Annotated in this window: 18 protein-coding genes; 15 read left to right on the top strand and 3 right to left on the bottom strand. The window is 48.4% G+C overall.

Annotation, left to right across the window (positions count from 1 at the left end; all coding sequences use genetic code 11):
• Nucleotides 1-16: 16 nt before the first annotated feature.
• From zupT to OXB_RS02800, 7 genes are all read left to right on the top strand, one after another.
• A complete protein-coding gene (zupT, locus tag OXB_RS02830) occupies nucleotides 17-826 on the top strand; it encodes a zinc transporter ZupT (RefSeq protein WP_041071728.1) in 810 nt (269 codons plus the stop codon).
• A gap of 511 nt (nucleotides 827-1,337) precedes the next feature.
• Nucleotides 1,338-2,543 carry an MFS transporter gene (locus tag OXB_RS02825; protein ID WP_041071725.1) on the top strand — a complete coding sequence of 402 codons (1,206 nt, stop codon included), beginning with the start codon at nucleotides 1,338-1,340 and terminating at the stop codon, nucleotides 2,541-2,543.
• A gap of 221 nt (nucleotides 2,544-2,764) precedes the next feature.
• Nucleotides 2,765-3,421, top strand: a complete 657-nt coding sequence (locus OXB_RS02820; protein WP_041071722.1) for a uracil-DNA glycosylase — start codon at nucleotides 2,765-2,767, stop codon at nucleotides 3,419-3,421.
• 8 nt (nucleotides 3,422-3,429) lie between these two features.
• Nucleotides 3,430-5,163, top strand: coding sequence for an ABC transporter ATP-binding protein (locus tag OXB_RS02815; RefSeq protein WP_041071719.1), 1,734 nt, complete (start codon nucleotides 3,430-3,432; stop codon nucleotides 5,161-5,163).
• A 56-nt stretch (nucleotides 5,164-5,219) separates the two neighbouring features.
• Nucleotides 5,220-5,813 carry a DNA-3-methyladenine glycosylase gene (locus OXB_RS02810; protein WP_041071718.1) on the top strand — a complete coding sequence of 198 codons (594 nt, stop codon included), beginning with the start codon at nucleotides 5,220-5,222 and terminating at the stop codon, nucleotides 5,811-5,813.
• 69 nt (nucleotides 5,814-5,882) lie between these two features.
• On the top strand, nucleotides 5,883-6,401 hold the full coding sequence (locus tag OXB_RS02805) for a type 1 glutamine amidotransferase domain-containing protein (protein WP_041071715.1): 519 nt from the start codon (nucleotides 5,883-5,885) through the stop codon (nucleotides 6,399-6,401).
• Between the two features lie 51 nt (nucleotides 6,402-6,452).
• Complete coding sequence (locus tag OXB_RS02800; RefSeq protein WP_197539997.1) at nucleotides 6,453-6,710, top strand: hypothetical protein; 258 nt, start codon at nucleotides 6,453-6,455, stop codon at nucleotides 6,708-6,710.
• 61 nt (nucleotides 6,711-6,771) lie between these two features.
• Here the strand turns inward: OXB_RS02800 and hmpA are convergent, their stop codons facing one another.
• On the bottom strand, nucleotides 6,772-7,959 hold the full coding sequence (gene hmpA / locus OXB_RS02795) for an NO-inducible flavohemoprotein (RefSeq protein ID WP_041071711.1): 1,188 nt from the start codon (nucleotides 7,957-7,959) through the stop codon (nucleotides 6,772-6,774).
• 198 nt (nucleotides 7,960-8,157) lie between these two features.
• On the opposite strand from hmpA, the gene OXB_RS02790 reads away from it, so the two are divergent.
• Together OXB_RS02790 and OXB_RS02785 are read left to right on the top strand one after the other, a co-directional pair.
• Nucleotides 8,158-8,601 carry an Rrf2 family transcriptional regulator gene (locus OXB_RS02790; RefSeq protein ID WP_041071709.1) on the top strand — a complete coding sequence of 148 codons (444 nt, stop codon included), beginning with the start codon at nucleotides 8,158-8,160 and terminating at the stop codon, nucleotides 8,599-8,601.
• A gap of 44 nt (nucleotides 8,602-8,645) precedes the next feature.
• Nucleotides 8,646-9,572, top strand: coding sequence for a manganese-dependent inorganic pyrophosphatase (locus OXB_RS02785; RefSeq protein ID WP_041071707.1), 927 nt, complete (start codon nucleotides 8,646-8,648; stop codon nucleotides 9,570-9,572).
• A 240-nt stretch (nucleotides 9,573-9,812) separates the two neighbouring features.
• Here the strand turns inward: OXB_RS02785 and OXB_RS02780 are convergent, their stop codons facing one another.
• The gene (locus OXB_RS02780; RefSeq protein ID WP_041071705.1) at nucleotides 9,813-11,183 is read right to left on the bottom strand and encodes an FAD-dependent oxidoreductase; all 1,371 of its coding nucleotides are present in this window, start codon (nucleotides 11,181-11,183) and stop codon (nucleotides 9,813-9,815) included.
• A gap of 156 nt (nucleotides 11,184-11,339) precedes the next feature.
• Here OXB_RS02780 and OXB_RS02775 point away from each other — a divergent pair, with 156 nt between their 5' ends.
• Complete coding sequence (locus OXB_RS02775) at nucleotides 11,340-11,990, top strand: DsbA family oxidoreductase (RefSeq protein WP_041071703.1); 651 nt, start codon at nucleotides 11,340-11,342, stop codon at nucleotides 11,988-11,990.
• A 494-nt stretch (nucleotides 11,991-12,484) separates the two neighbouring features.
• Nucleotides 12,485-13,396, top strand: coding sequence for a UDP-N-acetylmuramate dehydrogenase (gene murB, locus OXB_RS02765; RefSeq protein WP_041071701.1), 912 nt, complete (start codon nucleotides 12,485-12,487; stop codon nucleotides 13,394-13,396).
• Nucleotides 13,397-13,471: 75 nt separating this feature from the next.
• On the opposite strand, the gene OXB_RS02760 is transcribed toward murB, so the two are convergent.
• Nucleotides 13,472-14,143, bottom strand: a complete 672-nt coding sequence (locus OXB_RS02760) for a universal stress protein (RefSeq protein ID WP_041071698.1) — start codon at nucleotides 14,141-14,143, stop codon at nucleotides 13,472-13,474.
• A gap of 348 nt (nucleotides 14,144-14,491) precedes the next feature.
• Between OXB_RS02760 and OXB_RS02755 the strand changes: the two genes are divergently transcribed.
• The 4 genes from OXB_RS02755 to OXB_RS02740 are packed head-to-tail and all read left to right on the top strand — an operon-like array spanning nucleotide 14,492 to nucleotide 19,098.
• Nucleotides 14,492-16,879, top strand: coding sequence for a Na+/H+ antiporter subunit A (locus tag OXB_RS02755; protein WP_231860384.1), 2,388 nt, complete (start codon nucleotides 14,492-14,494; stop codon nucleotides 16,877-16,879).
• Nucleotides 16,866-17,288: a Na(+)/H(+) antiporter subunit B gene (locus OXB_RS02750; protein WP_041076199.1), complete on the top strand. Its 423-nt coding sequence runs from the start codon at nucleotides 16,866-16,868 to the stop codon at nucleotides 17,286-17,288. The genes OXB_RS02755 and OXB_RS02750 overlap by 14 nt, the downstream gene beginning before the upstream one ends.
• A gap of 3 nt (nucleotides 17,289-17,291) precedes the next feature.
• Nucleotides 17,292-17,630, top strand: coding sequence for a Na(+)/H(+) antiporter subunit C (locus OXB_RS02745; RefSeq protein WP_041071693.1), 339 nt, complete (start codon nucleotides 17,292-17,294; stop codon nucleotides 17,628-17,630).
• On the top strand, nucleotides 17,623-19,098 hold the full coding sequence (locus OXB_RS02740; protein ID WP_041071689.1) for a Na+/H+ antiporter subunit D: 1,476 nt from the start codon (nucleotides 17,623-17,625) through the stop codon (nucleotides 19,096-19,098). The genes OXB_RS02745 and OXB_RS02740 overlap by 8 nt, the downstream gene beginning before the upstream one ends.
• Nucleotides 19,099-19,153 lie beyond the last annotated feature (55 nt).

The following is a 19,153-nucleotide window of genomic DNA, read 5'->3' as shown; positions in this document are numbered from 1 at the left end:
GAAGGATGTTGGATGCATGGACGGAACGATTCTTTATGCCTTTGCCCTCACCCTGTTTGCGGGGTTGGCGACGGGCATCGGTAGTTTACTTGCCTTTTTCACAAAACGGACGAATACTAAATTCTTATCGATAGCCTTGGGGTTCTCGGCGGGTGTCATGATTTATGTCTCGCTCATCGAAATTTTTGTCAAAGCGAAAGATGAGCTAGTTGCAGAACTTGGCATGACGCAAGGCTATTGGATGACAGTCGCCGGGTTTTTCGGCGGAATGCTGCTCATTGCGCTGATCGACCATTTCATCCCGGCCATCGGCAATCCGCATGAAGTAAAGAGTGTTGAGGATGTGGATGCGGGTCCTTCGAATGATGAGTATGCCAAGCTGAAGAAGATGGGGATGTTTACAGCGTTGGCGATCGCCATCCACAACTTTCCTGAAGGAATTGCGACATTTACATCGGCCTTGCAAGACCCGACACTCGGTGTCGCCATTGCAATCGCAGTCGCTATTCACAATATCCCGGAAGGAATTGCTGTCGCCATCCCGATCTTTTACGCAACCGGCAACCGGAAGCAGGCTTTTAAGCTGTCATTTTTGTCGGGACTTGCGGAACCGGTCGGTGCGATTGTGGCATTTTTGATACTGATGCCATTTTTGAACGGCATCATGTTCGGCGTCATCTTCGCAGCAGTCGCGGGCATCATGGTGTTCATTTCTCTTGATGAATTGTTGCCGGCTGCGCAAAAGTACGATGAAGCCCATTTATCCATTTACGGATTAATGGCGGGAATGGCGGTTATGGCCATCAGTCTAATACTCGTTGCATAGACGAATAATGATAGAAAGGGGCTGTCCGACAACCGGACGGCTCTTTTTGTATCGAAAGGCCATGTCATTCTAGTCTTTTCCCGAGCTCGAAACGTTTGGAAGGGAGTCCTCAACGTTCCAAGTCCACCTCACAACAAAATGTCACCACCCCGAAACGCTTTCTTCCAACTGCACAACGTTTTTTCCTCTCCCCTGAGCTCGAAACGTTTGGAAGGAAGTCCCCAACGTTCCAAGTCCACCTAGCAACAAAATGCCACCACCTCGAAACACTCACGTCGAACTTCTCAACGCTTCTCTCACTTCGCAACGTTTTAGCCCAGCCTCCCAACGTTTTCGGAAAACCTCCCAACATCTCCTCCAAACCTCGCAAAGTATCCCCGAAACCTCGATACACTCCCCGACGCAGGACGAAAAGAATTATTTTTTTCAGTGTGGGCATTGTGAAGACTCGACAATTGTCGTATAGTTAAGTTGTCTTTACATCAGAATATACAACGAGAGGCAGATATATATGGCAACTGGGAAGCAAACGATTACTCGCAATAAATTATTAGGGATTGCCGGGACAGGCTGGATGTTCGATGCAATGGATGTTGGGATTTTATCTTTCGTCATTGCAGCCATTGCGGTCGATTGGCAATTATCGCCTTCCGAAATGGGCTGGATCGGCAGTGTGAACTCGATCGGGATGGCAGTCGGTGCATTTTGTTTCGGTTTGTTGGCCGACAGGATTGGGAGAAAACAGGTTTTCATGCTGACGCTTGTCCTGTTTTCGGTAGCGAGCGGATTATCAGCGGCCACGACTACATTGGCCGCCTTCCTCGTATTGCGATTTTTAGTAGGGGCGGGACTTGGCGGTGAATTGCCGGTCGCTTCCACATTAGTGTCGGAAAGCGTCTCCGCGAAAGAGCGTGGACGGGTTGTCGTCCTGCTGGAAAGCTTTTGGGCGGCGGGCTGGTTGCTGTCGGCGTTGATCGCCTATTTCATCATTCCGGATTACGGTTGGCGGATTGCGCTGGTCATTACCGCGTTACCTGCATTTTACGCCATTTACCTCCGACGGAACTTACCTGATTCCCCGAAATTCGAACAAGAAGGGAAGCCGAAGGAAACGATCATGTCCAAAATGAAAGGCATCTGGTCGAAGAAGTATGCACGTCGGACTATGATGCTGTGGATTGTCTGGTTCACGGTCGTCTTCTCTTATTACGGTATGTTCCTTTGGCTGCCGAGTGTCATGGTCTTGAAAGGATTTAGTATGATCAAGAGCTTCGGTTATGTCCTGCTCATGACACTTGCCCAGTTGCCGGGCTACTTTACCGCGGCTTGGCTCATTGAGAAAGTCGGCCGGAAGTTCGTCTTGGCGACCTATCTGCTTGGAACCGCCGCGAGTGCACTTGCTTTCGGGAATGCGGATACCCTCGCGATGCTTCTGCTATCAGGGGCATTGCTATCCTTCTTCAACTTGGGTGCATGGGGTGCCCTCTATGCGTATTCGCCGGAACAATACCCGACCGCTATCCGCGCGACTGGCTCCGGCATGGCGGCTGCTGTCGGTCGAATCGGCGGCATTTTCGGACCGCTGCTCGTCGGTTGGCTCCTCGCCGCAGATTACGGTTTCGGAACAATCTTCGGCATCTTCTGCGGCGCCATCGTCATTGGTGTGTTGGCCGTCGTGTTTTTAGGGACGGAAACGAAACAGATGGAATTGGAATAACATTGGACCAGTCTTCTTATGAAGATTGGTTTATTTTTTAGGTATGGAGCGGAGGGGATGCCAGGAACATAAAAGGCGGAACAGTGCTGACGCTTAAAAGAAAAGAATGATGAGGGGCTATCCGATATGGAGGGCCTCTTTTTGTCATCTTGCGTACAAGGCCTTTCTGTTAGGCGCAACGCCATAGTTTGTTAAAATGAAAAAAAGAAAGGGGTGCTCGGATGTTTCGCATACCAGAGTCGATTGCAGATCTTGGCAAGCGGCGGATTGAAGGGTTTCCGGTGGAAGGGTTTGTCTATGGGGAAGGGCCGGAACATCCCGAGCTGATGTTGATCGGGGAAGCGCCTGGGGAGTTTGAGATTGTCGATGGCATCCCGTTTATCGGCCGGGCCGGCAAGGAATTGATGAAATCCCTGGGAACGATCGGATTGACACGCGAAGATGTATACATTACGAGCTCTGTCCGGAGCCGTCCGTATCGCTGGGGGACAAAGAAAGAGCGGGACGGGACCATGACGGAGCGGAAATACAACCGGCCGCCGACGCAAAAAGAGATTTTGGCCCATGCTCCTGTCCTTGATTATGAACTCGTCAACGTCAAGCCGAAACTGATTGTCACCCTTGGCAACGTGGGCTTGCAACGGTTGCTCGGGAAATCGGCGAAAGTGACCGAGCTTCATGGACAATTGTTGGATCGTCCCGTCCAATATTTGCATGAACTTGAGGACCGCACTTTCCAGTGGACGAAGAAACATTATAAAATCGTTCCGACATTCCATCCGGCTTCCATCTTTTATCGGCCTTCGCATCGGCCGGATTTGGAAGCAGATTGGCTGGAAATCGGGCGCATTTTAGCAGAAATGAAAAGCAAAGAATAGGTGATCCGATGAAAAACCAACCGATGCAAAAAGGGGCGACGAAGCAGTTTTTCGGTCTCTTGAAAGGGTTGAAGTGGCCGATCGGGGTTGCGGTTGTGGCACTCCTCCTTTCATTGTTGGAAACGGCGGCTGCACTTGTCATCCCGCTTATTACGAGGGATTTGGTCGATACCTTGTCCAGCGCCCTGTTCAACTGGAAAACGGCGGCGTTGCTGTTCATCATTTTCATCATTCAAGCGGTGACCGGAGGTGTCTCGTATTATTTATTGACGTACATCGGCGAGACGATTGTCGCTGATCTGCGAAGTCGGTTGTGGAATAAAGTGCTCCGCCTTCCGGTTCCGTATTTCGATGCAAATGAAACGGGCGAAACGATGAGCCGGATCACTCAGGATACGACGACATTGAAAGACTTGGTCACGAATCATCTCGTCACCTTCATATCCGGGCTGATTTCGATTGTCGGTTCCATCATCATTCTGTTCGTGCTCGATTGGAAAATGACCCTGATTATGCTGGTCAGCATTCCGGTCAGCATGGCGATCATGTTTCCGCTTGGCCGGATTATGCACAAAGTGGCGAAGGCGACGCAGGCGGAAATGGCGTCCTTTTCGGGCCATCTAGGCCGGGTTTTAGGCGATATCCGCCTCGTCAAGACGTATCGGGCGGAGCCGTTCGAAGCGGAGAAGGGCAGCAAGGCAATCCGGTCGCTTTTCGGCTTCGGTTTGAAAGAGGCGAGGATCCACGCCGTCATTTCACCAGTGATGACATTGATGATGATGAGCATCCTTGTCGTGATCCTCGGATATGGCGGTGCCCAAGTGTCGCGGGGTGCTCTGTCGGCAGGAACCCTTGTGGCGATCATTTTCTTCATGTTTCAGATCATAGTGCCGTTTGCGCAGATGGCAAAGTTTTTCACTTCTTTCCAGAAAGCGGTCGGGGCGACGGAACGGATCCAGACGATTCTGGGCTTGCCAAGCGAGCGGGCGGAAGGACAAGCTGCTGTTCCGTCAGGGAATATCCGATTTGACCATGTCTCATTTTCCTATGAAACGGGGAGGCCGGTGTTATCGGATGTCTCGTTTGAAGTGCGTCCGGGAACAGTTACGGCCTTTGTCGGACCGAGCGGCGGCGGGAAAACGACTCTCTTTTCATTGTTGGAAAGGTTTTACGTTCCCGTGGAAGGAGTAATTTCGATAGACGGAATGCCGATTGATAAGATCGCCTTGTCGGAATGGCGGAGAAAAATCGGTTACGTTTCCCAGGAGAGTCCGCTATTGAGCGGAACAATTCTCGATAATATTGCATATGGATTGGAACGTCGCCCTTCTGCGGAAGAAGTCCGAAATGCAGCGGAAGCGGCGAACGCACTGGATTTTATCGAAGCGATGCCCGACCAGTTTGAAACGCTGGTCGGCGAGCGGGGCATGAAGCTATCAGGTGGGCAACGGCAGCGGGTCGCCATCGCTCGTGCTTTGCTCTATAATCCGGAAATTTTGCTACTGGACGAAGCGACCTCCAATTTGGATAGCGGTTCGGAAATCCATGTACAAGAAGCGCTCGCCCGGCTTATGGAAGGGCGAACGACTCTCGTCATCGCGCATCGTCTGGCGACCATCATCCATGCAGATCAATTGATCTTCTTGGAAAGAGGAGAAATCACCGGCAGGGGGACACATGAAGAGTTGTACCGCCACCATGCGCTCTATCGGGAATTTGCGCAAGGCCAAGGATTGACTTAACTTCATGTGTAGGGTGTCCTTGTTACGGATAAAGTAAAGGAGAGAGGAGGAGGACGTTGTACAAACCGGTTTCGGATTCATTTTTCAAAGAGCCTGTGTTGGAGTTGGCGTATCGTTTGGTAGGACAATATATTGTGCATGAATCGGAGGAAGGATTGATTGTCGCCCGCATTGTAGAGACGGAGGCGTACCATGGTCCGGAAGATCGGGCGGCACATAGTTTCGGCAATCGCCGGACGAAGCGTACGGAGATCATGTTCGGGGAGCCTGGTTTGGTCTATACGTATCAAATGCATACGCATACGCTGATGAATGTGGTGGCAGGACCGGTTGGCACACCCCATGCCGTCCTCCTGCGTGCCGCGGAACCCGTAGTAGGTCAGGAACTGATGGAGGATAGACGGGGCGGTCACCTGAAAATGACCGATTGGACAAATGGTCCGGGGAAATTGTCGAAGGCGCTTGGCGTGACGATGCGGTATTATGGCCATCATTGGGGTGAGGAACCGCTGTTCATTGCCGAAGGGCCGGGCTCTTCGGAAATTGAGGCGGGACCTCGAGTCGGGATTGGAAATTCGGGTGAGGCGGTCCATTATCCCTGGCGCTTCTATGAAAAAGATAATCCTTTCGTTTCGAAGTATCGGCCGTAGGTTTAGAAAATCCCATCCGTGGAATAGTAGCAATGGACCTTCATTTCAGAAAAGGAGTGTTTCGACAACATGGCTAAAATTGCAACGCTCATTACAGATCTGTTCGAAGACTCGGAATTTACGGAGCCTGCGAAAGCATTCCGGGATGCCGGGCATGCAGTGGAAACGATTGAAAAAGAGGCGGGCAAGGAAGTGAAAGGCAAGCAGGGTGATGCGACCGTGAAAATCGATCATGGCATTGATGAAGCGAAGCCGGATGATTACGATGCACTATTCATTCCGGGCGGCTTTTCACCGGACCAGTTGCGGGCGGATGACCGTTTTGTTCAGTTCGCCAAGCAGTTCATGGATGAGAAGAAGCCTGTCTTCGCCATTTGTCATGGACCCCAGCTGCTTATCACGGCTAAGGCGTTGGAAGGCAGGGGAGCCACAGGATATAAGTCGATCCAGGTAGATATGGAATACGCAGGAGCGAAGTATATGGACAAAGAAGTGGTCGTTTGTTCCAATCAATTGGTGACGAGCCGGACGCCCGAAGACATCCCGGCGTTTAACCGGGAATCATTGAAACTATTGGAAGGAAAATGACAATAGCATAAATGACAAACCTTGATAGCTGCGGCTGTCGAGGTTTTTTTATTGATACAGGCCCATGTATCCCGTCTTATGTCGCTCGTTCTGTACGGCATGATTTTCAATACGGCCGTCAGCATGTTCTACGCGTTCGGGGCGCGCCCTTTTGTCCTTATCTCACTTGTCACCGGGTTCGCCCTGAGCTTCTTCGGTTTTACGAAACTCGTTGCTTATTTCTACCCGCTTATTGGCTATTTGGGATTGTTCCTCGTCGGAGCATTAATTTTCGCGTCTTTCCGGCTACCGAACAAATCTACCCGGTAGTTGCAAAAAAAGTGAAATAGTAAAACGCCGTCCTCCGAGTTGGGGAACGGCGTTTTTCGTATTATGCGTGAGCCAATTCGAGTTGGACGGCTGGGCCGAAGAATTCGAAGTGGACTTTTTCTTCCGGGATGCCCATCGCGTACAATTCCGTAATGACGGCTTGCATGAAGGCAGTCGGACCGCAGACATAGACGTCTCCGCCTTCCAATACGTTCGCTTCCAAGAATGCCCGGTTGATGAATCCATCCCCTTCTTCTGAATAAAGAACAGCGTATTTCGCATCCTTCATAGAAGCGGTCAATCGTTTGACATCCGTGTCAAAAGCTTGGTGTTTCCGTGTACGGGCGGAATGCAGGAAGGCAACCGGACGTTCCGGTGTTGTTTTCGCAATCGTTTCGAACATGGCCATCATCGGTGTGACACCGACGCCGCCACTGATCAATGTGACTGGAGTTGCGCTTTTCGTATCGAGATAGAAATCCCCAGCAGGCGCACTTACTTCCAATGTGTCGCCGACGTTTGCTTGTCGGTGCAAATATACGGATACTTTTCCGTTTGGTTGGCATTCGTCTTCCCGTTTGACCGAGATGCGGAAATACTCTTCATTTTCCGCTTGAGACAAGCTGTATTGGCGATTCAATGTGTATTCCTCACCAGGAATCTTTACTTTCACCGTAATGTATTGGCCTGGTTTGTAAGAAGGTAATTTTTTGCCATCGGCCGGTTTGAGGTAGAACGAAGTGATGACGTCACTTTCTTCCACTTTATCCGCAATCGTGAACTCTTTGAATGTTCTCCAACCGCCATCCGCTTGTTCCGCTGCGTCGTACATTTCTTTTTCGATGCCGATGAATGCGTCGGCGATCACGCCGTACGCTTCGCCCCAAGCAGCGATGATTTCCGGAGTTGCTGCATCCCCGAGCACTTCTTTAATGGCGCCGAGGAGATGGTAGCCGACAATCGGATATTGGTCAGCCGTAATGCCAAGGGATTTGTGTTTATGTGCAATTTGTACAACAGCCGGAATGATGGCACCCAAATTGTCAATATTAGCCGCTGCCGCATAGACCGTGTTGGCCAAAGCTGTTTGTTGACGGCCTTGAGATTGATTTGCATGGTTGAAGATGTTCAGAAGTTCTGGATGTTCATTAAACATGTTTTTGTAGAATACAGTTGTGATCGTTTTTCCGTGCTGCTCCAATACAGGCACAGTCGATTTGATAATGTCGATTGTTTCTTGAGATAACATTGCGTGCACAACCTTTCTTGTTTTGTATGATTCAACAATAAACCTTTTTTTTGTTTAAAGCTATATAAAATATATAACTTTAAATAGTGTTAGAAACTTTGACACATTCCCTTCGATTTTTTGACACATCTTGGAGCTACATTCCTTCAATGCCTGGACGGAAGGCGTTATAATAGTATTAGAAAGTGCGGTGAGATTATGCGTTTGACCATGTATACAGATTTTTCATTGCGACTCTTGATTTATCTCGGGGCAAAGGAAACGGGAGAGTTGTCAACGGTCCAGGAAATTTCGGATGCGTATAAGATTTCAAAAAACCATTTGACAAAAGTCGCTCATGAATTGGGGAAAATGGGTCTCATCGAAACAATCCGAGGCCGCGGAGGCGGAATCCGTTTGAATGTCGAACCGGATCAGATCAATGTCGGTGAACTGGTGCGGAAGACGGAGGACGATTTCCATCTGGTCGATTGCTTCGTACCCGGGTCGACGAAATGCGTCATCGCTCCCGCATGCCGTTTGAAAGGCGCGTTGGCCCAGGCGATGAATGCGTACTTGGCGGTACTTGATAGTTATACGATAGCCGATTTACTCGTCAATAAAGATGAGTTAGCCGCCTTATTATTCGAGCCGTCTTTGTGATAAAATAAATGCGAACTTATATTGGAGTAGGGGGAACAGGTACCATGGGAAAAGTATTGGTCTTCGGACATAAGAACCCGGACACGGATTCGATTAGTTCAGCAATCAGCTATGCTTATCTGAAACAACAATTAGGGATGGATGCGGAAGCGGTGCGCCTTGGCTCCGTTACAAGCGAAACGGCTTATGCACTCGAATATTTTGGTTTTGAAGAGCCTCGTTTAATCGAAAAGGCGAAACCTTATGCGGATCAAGTCATCCTCGTTGACCACAATGAAAAGCAGCAAAGTGTCGATGATTTGGACTTGGTGCAAATATTGGAAGTGGTTGACCATCATCGGATTGCGAATTTCCAGACGAACGATCCGCTTTATTACCGTGCAGAGCCGGTCGGATGCACAGCCACTATCTTGAACAAGCTGTACAAAGAGAACGGCGTGGAAATTCCGAAGAATATTGCAGGTCTGATGCTGTCTGCACTAATTTCGGACTCCCTCCTGTTCAAATCGCCGACCTTTACGGAAGAAGACCGGGCGGCTGTCGAAGAATTGGCGGCCATTGCGGAAGTGGATGCGGAAGAATATGGACTGGCCATGTTGAAAGCCGGTGCTGATCTCACCGATAAATCATTGGAGGATCTCGTTACACTGGATGCGAAAGAATTCACGCTCGGCGATATTAAATTGGAGATTGCCCAAGTGAATGCGATCGACATTAATGATGTGATGGACCGCCAAGCGGAGTTGGAGCAATTACTTGAAGGTATCATTGCCGAAAAGGGATTGAATCTATTCTTATTCGTCGTGACGGATATCCTGAATAACGATTCCGCTGTCTTGGCGTTAGGGGATGCTGCCGTACGTGCGGCTGCGGCATTCAATGTCGAACTCGTCAACAACAAGGCGACTTTGCAAGGCGTTGTTTCCCGTAAAAAACAAATCGTTCCTGTTTTGACAGAGGCGCTTAAATAAGAAGAAGGCCATGCCGGCTCCATTGGAAAACCGGTATGGCCTTTTTTTGTTTTTAAATATGCGGGGGTGGATTGGGGTTTTCTTGCGTTCATCTAGAAATTGTTTGCATTCGCTCGGTGTTTGCTTGTATGCTATTCCACTTTGCTTGCCTACAATGATCGGTTGCTTGCACTCGCGCCACTATTGCTTGCAAGTCGGGATCTTTGAACCGATCATCGCCGCTTGAGAAGTTCGGATTAATCACAAATCCAATGGTTTCATCGCAGGTCCTTCCAGTACGGAGCCGTCTTTCCGGAATCGGGAGCCGTGACATGGGCAATCCCAGGTCTCGTCGCCTTCGTTCCAGCGGGTTCGGCAGCCCATATGTGTACAGATCGGGTTGCCGATCCGGGTCAGATGCCCGCCTGCAAATTCTTTCACGACTAAACTGTTCACTTTTAAAGCCTGCATGAAGAAAGAGCCGAAGCCGGTCCGATCCGGGGAATACAGGGCCGCCGCCTTATTGGATTGGCCCAGGATCCGGTCGCTGATGATGCGGGCACTCGCAAGGGAGTTGGAAAGCCCCCATTTTCGAAATCCGGTACATAAGTATACATAGGGTATGCTGGAAGAAATGGCTCCTGCGTACGGGATGATATCGGGTGTTTGCGGATCTTGGGCCGACCAGGCATGAGTCGGCTTGGGCAGTTGGTAGACGTCCTGGATTTCTTCGTACAGCCGATCATAATGCGTTTCGGTTTCTTTCTCCGTTCCGGCTGTGTGGCTTTCCCCGGATAGGAGGAAGTAGGATTTTCCGTCAATGTAGGCAGTCCGGACCGACCGTTTTGGCGAATCGATGGAAATGTATTGCCCTTGCAACGGCATGGCTGCTTCGGTTGCGACGATGTATGAACGGTCGACAGACAGCTTCATGATTTGCAATCCCCGGATCGCTTCTACAGGGTAATGTGTACAAAGGACCAACTCATGAAAACGGACCTCTGCCCGTGACGTGAGAACCAAGTAGCGATTATCCAAATCCATGCCGAACACATCGGACTTCTCGTAAATTCGGGCGCCCGCTTCGACAGCAAGTTGGGCGAGCCGTTGTCCGAACCGGACCGGGTGGATCTGCGTCTCCCCTCGAATTTTCAGTGTGGCTTCGCAAGGAAGCGGCAACTCGAAGTCTTTCCCGAAATCTACCGGGAACCCAAGTTCTTGGTAGGCCTCCATTTCCCGCCGCAATCGGGACGTCCCTTGTTTCGTCTGGGCAAAGAGGATGGAATTGGATTCTACCAACTCATCCCCCCGGGCAATGGCTCTTCCAAAGTCCACCGCCTCTTTATTTGTATTATAGTAGGTTCTGGCGTTATCCTTTCCGAACTTTTTCAGCAGATCGGCATAGACGAGATCATGCTGGACAGTCAATTTTCCGGTCGAATGGCCCGTCGCCCCTTGTAGAATGGAGTCCTTTTCGAGTAATACGACATCTTTCCCGGCCATTGCCAGAAAATACGCTGTGGCAATTCCGCTCAATCCACCTCCGATAATACAGACATCACATTCAATATCGTTGCTGAGCGGCGGGTAGGAATCTCGGGAATAAGCCGTTTGCAGCCATAATGAAGTCATAGCGACCCTCCGTTTACTTTTCACTGAACACAACAGAAGCGTTCAGATTTGAACTGAAACTGTATGATCCTTCCCATTTTGAACACAACTCGGTAGGCATATACATTGTTGTTCGAGCGGTCTCTATTTAAAATGAAATAAAAAGGTGGAATTCCAATGAAAATAGAAATCTGGTCAGACTATGTATGTCCTTTTTGCTATATCGGCAAACGACGGCTGGAAGAGGCGTTGCAGGAAACAGGATTGGGGCTTCAAGCTGAAGTGGTTTTCAAAGCTTATCAGTTGGATCCCGACGCACCGGAGTCTACCGATGAATCGGTAGTGGCGGGACTTGCGCAAAAATACGGCATTAGCCAACAAGAAGCACAGCAGATGTTGCAGAATGTAGCCGAACAGGCAAAGACGGTCGGCTTGCAATATGATGTGGATGCGATGCGACCGGCCAATACGTGGAATGCCCATCGACTGGCCAAGCTTGCTGAGCGGGAAGGGGTGGCAGCGGAGGTGGCCGAACGCCTGATGAAAGGCCATTTCGTATTAGGCGAGGCGATCGGTACGGAAGATGCCCTCCTAAACATCGCTGAAGAAGCGGGAATCGAAAGGACCCGGGCTGCAGAAATGCTTGCATCGGATGAATTTTCGGATGAGGTGCAAGCGGATATCATGGAAGCCCGGCAGTTGGGAGTCCAAGGGGTCCCTTTCTTCGTCATCAATCGGAAATACGCCATTTCGGGGGCACAGCCGACGGAAGCGTTTGCCGGCGCTTTGCAGAAAGTGGCGGAGGAAGAATCCTCTTCAGGTCAATAAAGCGGAAACGAACGGACCAAGGGATCATGTATCCATTTCAGGTCCGTTTTTTTATGTCCACTTTCTTCTATAACAATATTTACATCTTTATTTCGAATGTCTTGAATTGAAGAATTAACACCATTGCGATAAAATTGTAATGAATAATGCCTTGTCAAAATAGTGGATTCCAAGCATACTTATAAAGGTGAAAGCTTTTTCCTCCTCATTTACGGGCAGACCTCTCTCCTGAACCAGGTTTGAAATTGTTCGTTCCATACGTTGATTTTTATCTCCCAAAATAAATACTGCCCCTATCCAACCTGATGATTAAGCCGAAGTGAATCGCGTATAATGGCCTATATGGATTGGTAACAGTGACAAGTGGCGCGGCGTGTCCCGATTTTCTGCTGAAGTGTCGGAGGACTGCGGCTATTTTTGTGTGGCGTTGGATGGGACTGTGGGGTCTTCACGTGAAGTAGGAAAAGGTATTGATTGGAAAGGACTGTATGTGGATGGCAAAGCATCAGTGGGTAACTGATCTGCGGAAAGAAATCATACAAGGCGACATTTTGATAGATGAACCATTATGCAATTATACGATGACGAAGCTCGGCGGTTGTGCTGATGTATTGGCGATACCCGGGACGATGGACGAAGCGGAAGCGATTGTCAGATACGCTCACCGGCAGGAGATTCCCCTTCTTTTGCTTGGTAACGGGTCGAATATGGTCGTTCGGGATGGGGGGGTACGAGGAATCGTCCTTCATCTTTCCAGATTGAATGCCATCCGCATCGATGGGTCGGAGGTCCATGCGGAAGCGGGGGCACTGATCATTGATGTGTCCAGGCAAGCGGCCCGAGAATCGTTGACGGGATTAGAGTTCGCCTGTGGCATCCCAGGCTCGGTTGGAGGCGCCATGGTGATGAATGCCGGTGCCTATGGCGGCGAGGTCAAGGACGTCATCAAGCAAGTGACCGTCCTGACAAAATCCGGAGAACGGTTAATTCTATCGAAAGATGAACTTGAACTCGGCTACCGACAAAGCATCATTGCGAAAAAAGGGTATTATGTGTTGTCTGCCGATTTTGAACTCGCAGTTGGAAATAAAGAAGAGATTGACGCGAAAGTGGCGGATCTGACATTTCAGCGGGAGTCCAAACAGCCGCTCGAATATCCGTCCGCTGGAAGTGTGTTCAAACGGCCGCCTGGATACTTTGCCGGAAAACTAATCCAAGATAGCGGGTTGCAAGGCAAGGGGCATGGGGGCGCAGAAGTCTCTTTGAAGCATGCCGGATTTATCATCAATAAAAACAATGCGACCGCTACGGATTATATCCGGACGATTAACATGGTGAAAGAAGAAGTGAAGAAACGATTCGGCATCGAATTGGAGTTGGAAGTAAAAATCGTGGGTGAAGAGTAGTCGGAGAGGAGAGTTGATAGTGGAAATAGAACAGGCGGATGACCTTCTGATGGGCCGTCCGACTGTTCATCTGTATCATTCGATCTTGCAACTAATCAAAGAGGGGTCGGCTACTTGATCGTCTATGATTGGCACTTGGCACATCTTGTTATTGTGCATGAATTTAAATATTCCGTTGTTGAAATCCGTTCCGATCTCTTTGAAGAATATGCCCTCGAAGCGGACATCCTTGGAAAGAGTGAAGTTGATGCGAAAGCTGGGTCCATCCTCGACCAAATAAGCCCGTACCCCTTTTTCGAATAACCCTTCACTTTCATCCCGGATGGAACGTGCAACCGAAACGACATGAAAGTCGACAAAAGTAATTTCGCGTAACAATACATTCATGAAGGAACCTTTGGTGATTTCTTCCCATCTGCTCTGCGCAGTTTGCCCGATAATAATTTGAGTGATGTTATATTGATGTGCGACTTCCTTAATCACTTTTGCGGTGGGACGTTTTTCATCGTCCCGTACAATGAATTCTTCTACTTCCAGTTCTTCGGCCAATTGTTTCCAGCTTTCCAGATACTCGGATTTTTCGGCATCGAAATCATCGAGGGGAAGTGGATCGACAGTCAATATATACAGTGGGCAGTCCATAATACTTGCCATTTTATGTCCGCGCCGGATGAGACGTTCACCATTTGGACCGTAGTAGACACAGACGAGAATACTCTCGTCCATACGGCCTTTCACTTTGCCCATGACGGTAGTCACCTCTTGAATAGTATTAGTTTCATTTTTCAAGCCATAAAAGTATATAAGATAACGATGAGTTTGACAAGAAGAAATTGATGGGAACTTGTATACTGTGCCCGGACTGATAATTAGTGTATACTTTTTAATGTAAACTCATCGGAGTTCCTCTTAAATGGTACCTATGGCTACCTATTATCTCGTCAGTGGCGCTGTGAGTCAAGCATGCCATGATTTGGATAGATTCTATTCTAACTCTATCGCCAAATGGGTTCAATACCCTTTTGGATTTACTTTTCGTACCCCTATCTAATTCCATGTCCTTTCCATATTGGAGGTTTAAATTTGATTATTACGATGGCTATCTTTGCTCCTTTTTTAGCTGCAGTTTTGGTCCCTTTCATATATAAACAGATCCACAATCGGAATATCGGCTGGTTTGTTCTGATTGTCCCGCTTCTGTTATTCCTTTTGTTGTCCAGTTTCATACCTAAGGTTGCTTCTGGAAAAGCATATATACATACGATTCACTGGATAGATTCGGCCGGGATAAATTTTACAACCTATTTGGATGGTCTCAGTATCATTTTCGGCCTACTGATTACTGGGGTGGGAGCGCTTGTTATCCTTTACTCCATATATTATTTATCGGAACGTGAATCATTAGGGCGTTTTTACGTTTATTTACTCATGTTCATGGGTGCGATGCTTGGCGTTGTCTTTTCGGACAACCTAATGGTTCTCTATGTCTTCTGGGAATTGACGAGTATTTCCTCTTTCCTGTTGATCGCTTTCTGGTACCATCGAAAAAAATCCCGCTACGGTGCACAAAAATCGATGCTCATCACGGTAACTGGCGGGGTTGGGATGTTCGCCGGCTTTATCATGCTCTTTGTGATGACCGGTTCCTTCAGTGTTCGTGAGATTATTGCATCGATCGGTCAATATACCGATGATCGTTTGTTCTTGCCAGCAATGGTCCTCGTTTTACTCGGCGCTTTTACCAAGTCGGCTCAATTTCCTTTCCATATTTGGCTTCCAGACGCCATGGAAGCTCCCACACCGGTCAGCGCCTATTTGCACTCTGCGACCATGGTCAAGGCAGGCATTTATTTAGTGGCTCGCTTTACGCCTATATTCGGCGGGGAAGCGGCATGGCTTTATGCTGTTAGCTGTGTCGGGATCTTCACGTTGTTTTGGGGATCGCTTAACGCGGTGAAGCAGACCGATTTGAAAGCATTGCTTGCGTATTCCACCATCAGTCAACTTGGTCTGATCATGAGTCTTCTGGGCTTCGGCTCTATAGCGCTTCGGGAAGGCTACAGTGCGGATTCCATTATTTATACGCAGGCAACTTTTGCGGCTCTTTTCCATCTCATCAATCATTCGACGTTTAAAGGGGCCCTCTTCATGGTTGTCGGGATTGTGGACCATGAGCTCGGCACGCGAGATATCCGGAGGCTTGGCGGACTCATGTCAGTTATGCCTGCGACGTTTACCATTGCCATGATCGGCAGCTTCTCAATGGCTGGGCTACCTCCGTTCAATGGTTTCCTGAGTAAGGAAATGTTTTTTGAAGCTGTTTTACAAGTGCGAAATCTTGATATATTTTCAATGGGGATGTTATTTCCTGTCATTGCTTGGATTGCGAGTGTATTTACGTTTGTCTACTCCATGATCATCGTCTTTCAAACCTTTCTCGGGAAGCACCAGCCGGACAAGCTGGACCGGCCAGCGCATGAAGCGCCGATTGGCATGTTAATAGCACCTTCTATCCTTGCGATGCTCGTCCTCGGTATTTTCTTTTTCCCAAATCTGATCGGTTCTTATTTGTTACGTCCTGCGATGATGGCGGTTTTCCCGGCATTTGCGGACGCCTCGGGATTGGTACCGGAAATCGCAGCGTGGCACGGTTTGAATCCTGCGTTTTGGATGACGGTCGGTGTCGTCACTGTCGGCTTTCTCCTTTATTTCTTTCTCCATTATTGGAAGGGCATATACAATATTGCGCCGAGGCGATGGAGCCTTGATTCAATATACAATGGCCTGTTGAACCGAAGTGAACAGGGAGCGTTGATCCTGACCGGAAGGTATATGACTGGTTACCTCCGGGACTACTTCGCCTATATTTTCATTTTCTTCATCATTGCAATCGGCGGAGGCTTGTTTTGGACAGGGTCGGTGACGATCGATCTATCGAATGATGCTTCCATTACTGTCAATGAATACATTATCGTCTGTGTCATGATGGTTGCGGCAGTCGCAATACTTTTTGCAAAATCCCGCAAGACCGCGATTATTTTGAATGGAGTGCTTGGCTATTCTATCGCCATCTTGTTTGTTGTATTCCGTGCACCGGATCTGGCTTTGACTCAAATCGTCGTAGAGACGGTAACGACTGCATTGTTCCTCCTTTGCTTTTATTTCCTGCCAGATTGGAAGAAGGAGAACTCTGCCCGGGCCACTAAAGTGGTCAATGGCTTGATCGCCATTTCAGTGGGGACTGTCGTCACAGTTCTAGCGCTTGTCGTACAGGGCAATAAAATGTTCGAGTCGATATCGGTTTACTTTGAAGATGCGTATGATCTTGCAGGGGGTAAGAATATTGTCAATACGATATTGGGAGACTTCCGTGCGTTCGATACGATGCTTGAAGTCGTAGTACTATTCCTTGCAGGGATCGGTGTTTTTACATTAATCAAGCTGAAAGCCGGTAAAGGGGGGCGTGATGTTGAAGATCAATGATGTCATTTTACGGACTGTCACAAAGATTGTCGTATTCATTATTTTGACATTCGGGGTGGAGCTCTTCTTATCCGGACATAATAATCCGGGTGGGGGCTTCATTGGCGGACTTGTCCTATCTTCCGCGTTCGTCCTGCTTTATCTGGTGCATGATATAGAAACAGTCCATAAAGGGATTCCGTTCGATTTCAAAAAGATTGCCGCATTTGGCGTCTTCCTGGCAGTCGGAACAGGTGTCGGGTCGCTCTTGTTCGGCGCGCCTTTCCTGACGCAGACGTTTGATCATTTCCATTTACCGGTTTTCGGGGAAACGGAACTGGCGACTGTTATTTTGTTTGAAGCAGGGGTAGCGTTAACGGTCGTGGGCGTGGTCGTAACCATTATTTTAAGTATAAGTGAGGATGTGTAGCAGATGGAAACGTTAATAACGATACTGGTTGGAGTGCTCGTCACAGTTGCGGTCTATTTGCTGCTATCCAAAAATTTAATTCGGGTGATCCTAGGCACTGCTCTTTTATCCCATGCTGTTCATTTATTATTAATAACGATGGGCGGACTGAAGAAAGGGAGTGTCCCCCTGTTGGGTGAAAATGCCGATAGTTATACAGACGCTCTTCCGCAGGCGCTGATTTTGACGGCAATCGTGATCAGTTTCGCCGTAACGGCCTTTTTACTTGTACTCGCGTATCGTACATATAAAGAAACTGGTTTTGACGAACTCGATGCATTGAGAGGGTTCAAAGATGAATAACAGTATTGTTCTGCCTATGATCATTCCATTGCTGACGGGAATCGTACTCGTTTTCCTCCGATCGAATGTGAAAGTTCAACGGGTGTTTAGCATTGTTTCCATTCTCTCAGTAGTCGGTGTCAGTCTGTATGTATTGGACCGTATCCAGTCCGAAGGGATTTTACGGCTAGATTTCGGTGGATGGTTGCCGCCGTACGGAATTCTATTTGTAGCGGATTCATTTTCCGTCCTGTTGGTGTTAACATCCGCTATTGTGACGGGAACGATTCTTCTTCATGCTTTCTTTTCAATCGGCAAAAAGCATGAGCATATGTTTTTTTACCCCTTTATCTTTTTCCTGCTTGCAGGTGTCAATGGGTCATTTTTGACAGGTGATCTCTTTAACCTTTTTGTCTGTTTCGAAGTTATGCTTCTCTCATCTTATGTGCTTATTACGCTTGGGGGAAGAAAAGTACAACTAATCGAATCCATTAAATATGTCGCCATCAACGTTCTATCCTCTTGGTTCTTCCTTCTAGGGATTGCGTATCTCTACGGTACGGTGGGTACACTGAATATGGCACATTTGTCAGTACGTATCGCAGAAGTGGGACAAGGCCCCCTGCTGACCGTGATCAGCATTATTTTCCTGATCGTCTTTAGTTTGAAAGCCGGACTGCTTCTTTACTTCTGGTTGCCAGGTTCCTATAGTGCGCCTCCGACAGCGGTGGCCGCTTTGTTCGGGGCTTTGTTGACGAAAGTCGGAATTTACGCGATGATTCGGGTTTTCACGCTGATTTTTTATCATGAACCTGAAGTTACCCATACGATTATTGGCATTATGGCGGTGTTGACGATGATTGGCGGAAGTATTGGAGCAATTGCCTATAACGACATCCGGCAGATTGTTTCTTATAATGTAGTCATTTCCGTCGGGTTCATCCTAGTAGGTCTTGCTGTTTCAACGGAAGCGGCTTTCCAGGGATCTATTTATTACCTCATCCACGATATGATCATCAAAGCGTTGTTGTTCCTTATTGCAGGTACACTGGTGTCTTTGACGGGTACTGCGAAAATAGAGGAAATGAGTGGGCTGATCCGGAACTATCCGGTTCTGGGATGGTTGTTTTTTATCACCACGTTATCCCTGACCGGAATTCCGCCATTTAGCGGCTTCATTGGAAAGATGTACGTCGGCCAAGGAGCAATTGAAGCAGGCTCTTTTGTCTTGCTTGCCGTTGCTTACATATCAAGCATTTTTGTCCTGTATTCGTTACTGCGAATCTTTCTGAACTGTTTTTGGGGCGAAACGATCATTAGTGAAGATGATGATGTGCCTCTTCGAAAAGGGTTGCTAGTTCCCGCGGTGATTTTAGGTGTATTCACCATCGCATTGGGGATCGGGGCGGAAGGTCTTGCCCCGTATGTAAGTGATGCCGCCAGAACATTGATGAACCCCGAGATTTATATCGAGGCCATTTTGGATTGAGATGGTTCACGGAAAGTGACGTTTTCCCCAAACGACAGGAAAGAAGAGGTGACGG

It is taken from the genome of Bacillus sp. OxB-1, assembly GCF_000829195.1.
Lineage (GTDB): Bacteria > Bacillota > Bacilli > Bacillales_A > Planococcaceae > Sporosarcina.
This window is presented reverse-complemented; position numbering and strand designations above follow the sequence as displayed.

Coding starts and splice junctions, on each gene's coding strand:
- zupT (WP_041071728.1), top strand. CDS start 17: ATGGACGGAACGATTCTTTATGCCTTTGCCCTCACCCTGTTTGCGGGG.
- OXB_RS02825 (WP_041071725.1), top strand. CDS start 1,338: ATGGCAACTGGGAAGCAAACGATTACTCGCAATAAATTATTAGGGATT.
- OXB_RS02820 (WP_041071722.1), top strand. CDS start 2,765: ATGTTTCGCATACCAGAGTCGATTGCAGATCTTGGCAAGCGGCGGATT.
- OXB_RS02815 (WP_041071719.1), top strand. CDS start 3,430: ATGAAAAACCAACCGATGCAAAAAGGGGCGACGAAGCAGTTTTTCGGT.
- OXB_RS02805 (WP_041071715.1), top strand. CDS start 5,883: ATGGCTAAAATTGCAACGCTCATTACAGATCTGTTCGAAGACTCGGAA.
- hmpA (WP_041071711.1), bottom strand. CDS start 7,959: ATGTTATCTCAAGAAACAATCGACATTATCAAATCGACTGTGCCTGTA.
- OXB_RS02790 (WP_041071709.1), top strand. CDS start 8,158: ATGCGTTTGACCATGTATACAGATTTTTCATTGCGACTCTTGATTTAT.
- OXB_RS02785 (WP_041071707.1), top strand. CDS start 8,646: ATGGGAAAAGTATTGGTCTTCGGACATAAGAACCCGGACACGGATTCG.
- OXB_RS02780 (WP_041071705.1), bottom strand. CDS start 11,183: ATGACTTCATTATGGCTGCAAACGGCTTATTCCCGAGATTCCTACCCG.
- OXB_RS02775 (WP_041071703.1), top strand. CDS start 11,340: ATGAAAATAGAAATCTGGTCAGACTATGTATGTCCTTTTTGCTATATC.
- murB (WP_041071701.1), top strand. CDS start 12,485: ATGGCAAAGCATCAGTGGGTAACTGATCTGCGGAAAGAAATCATACAA.
- OXB_RS02760 (WP_041071698.1), bottom strand. CDS start 14,143: ATGGGCAAAGTGAAAGGCCGTATGGACGAGAGTATTCTCGTCTGTGTC.
- OXB_RS02755 (WP_231860384.1), top strand. CDS start 14,492: ATGGCTATCTTTGCTCCTTTTTTAGCTGCAGTTTTGGTCCCTTTCATA.
- OXB_RS02745 (WP_041071693.1), top strand. CDS start 17,292: ATGGAAACGTTAATAACGATACTGGTTGGAGTGCTCGTCACAGTTGCG.
- OXB_RS02740 (WP_041071689.1), top strand. CDS start 17,623: ATGAATAACAGTATTGTTCTGCCTATGATCATTCCATTGCTGACGGGA.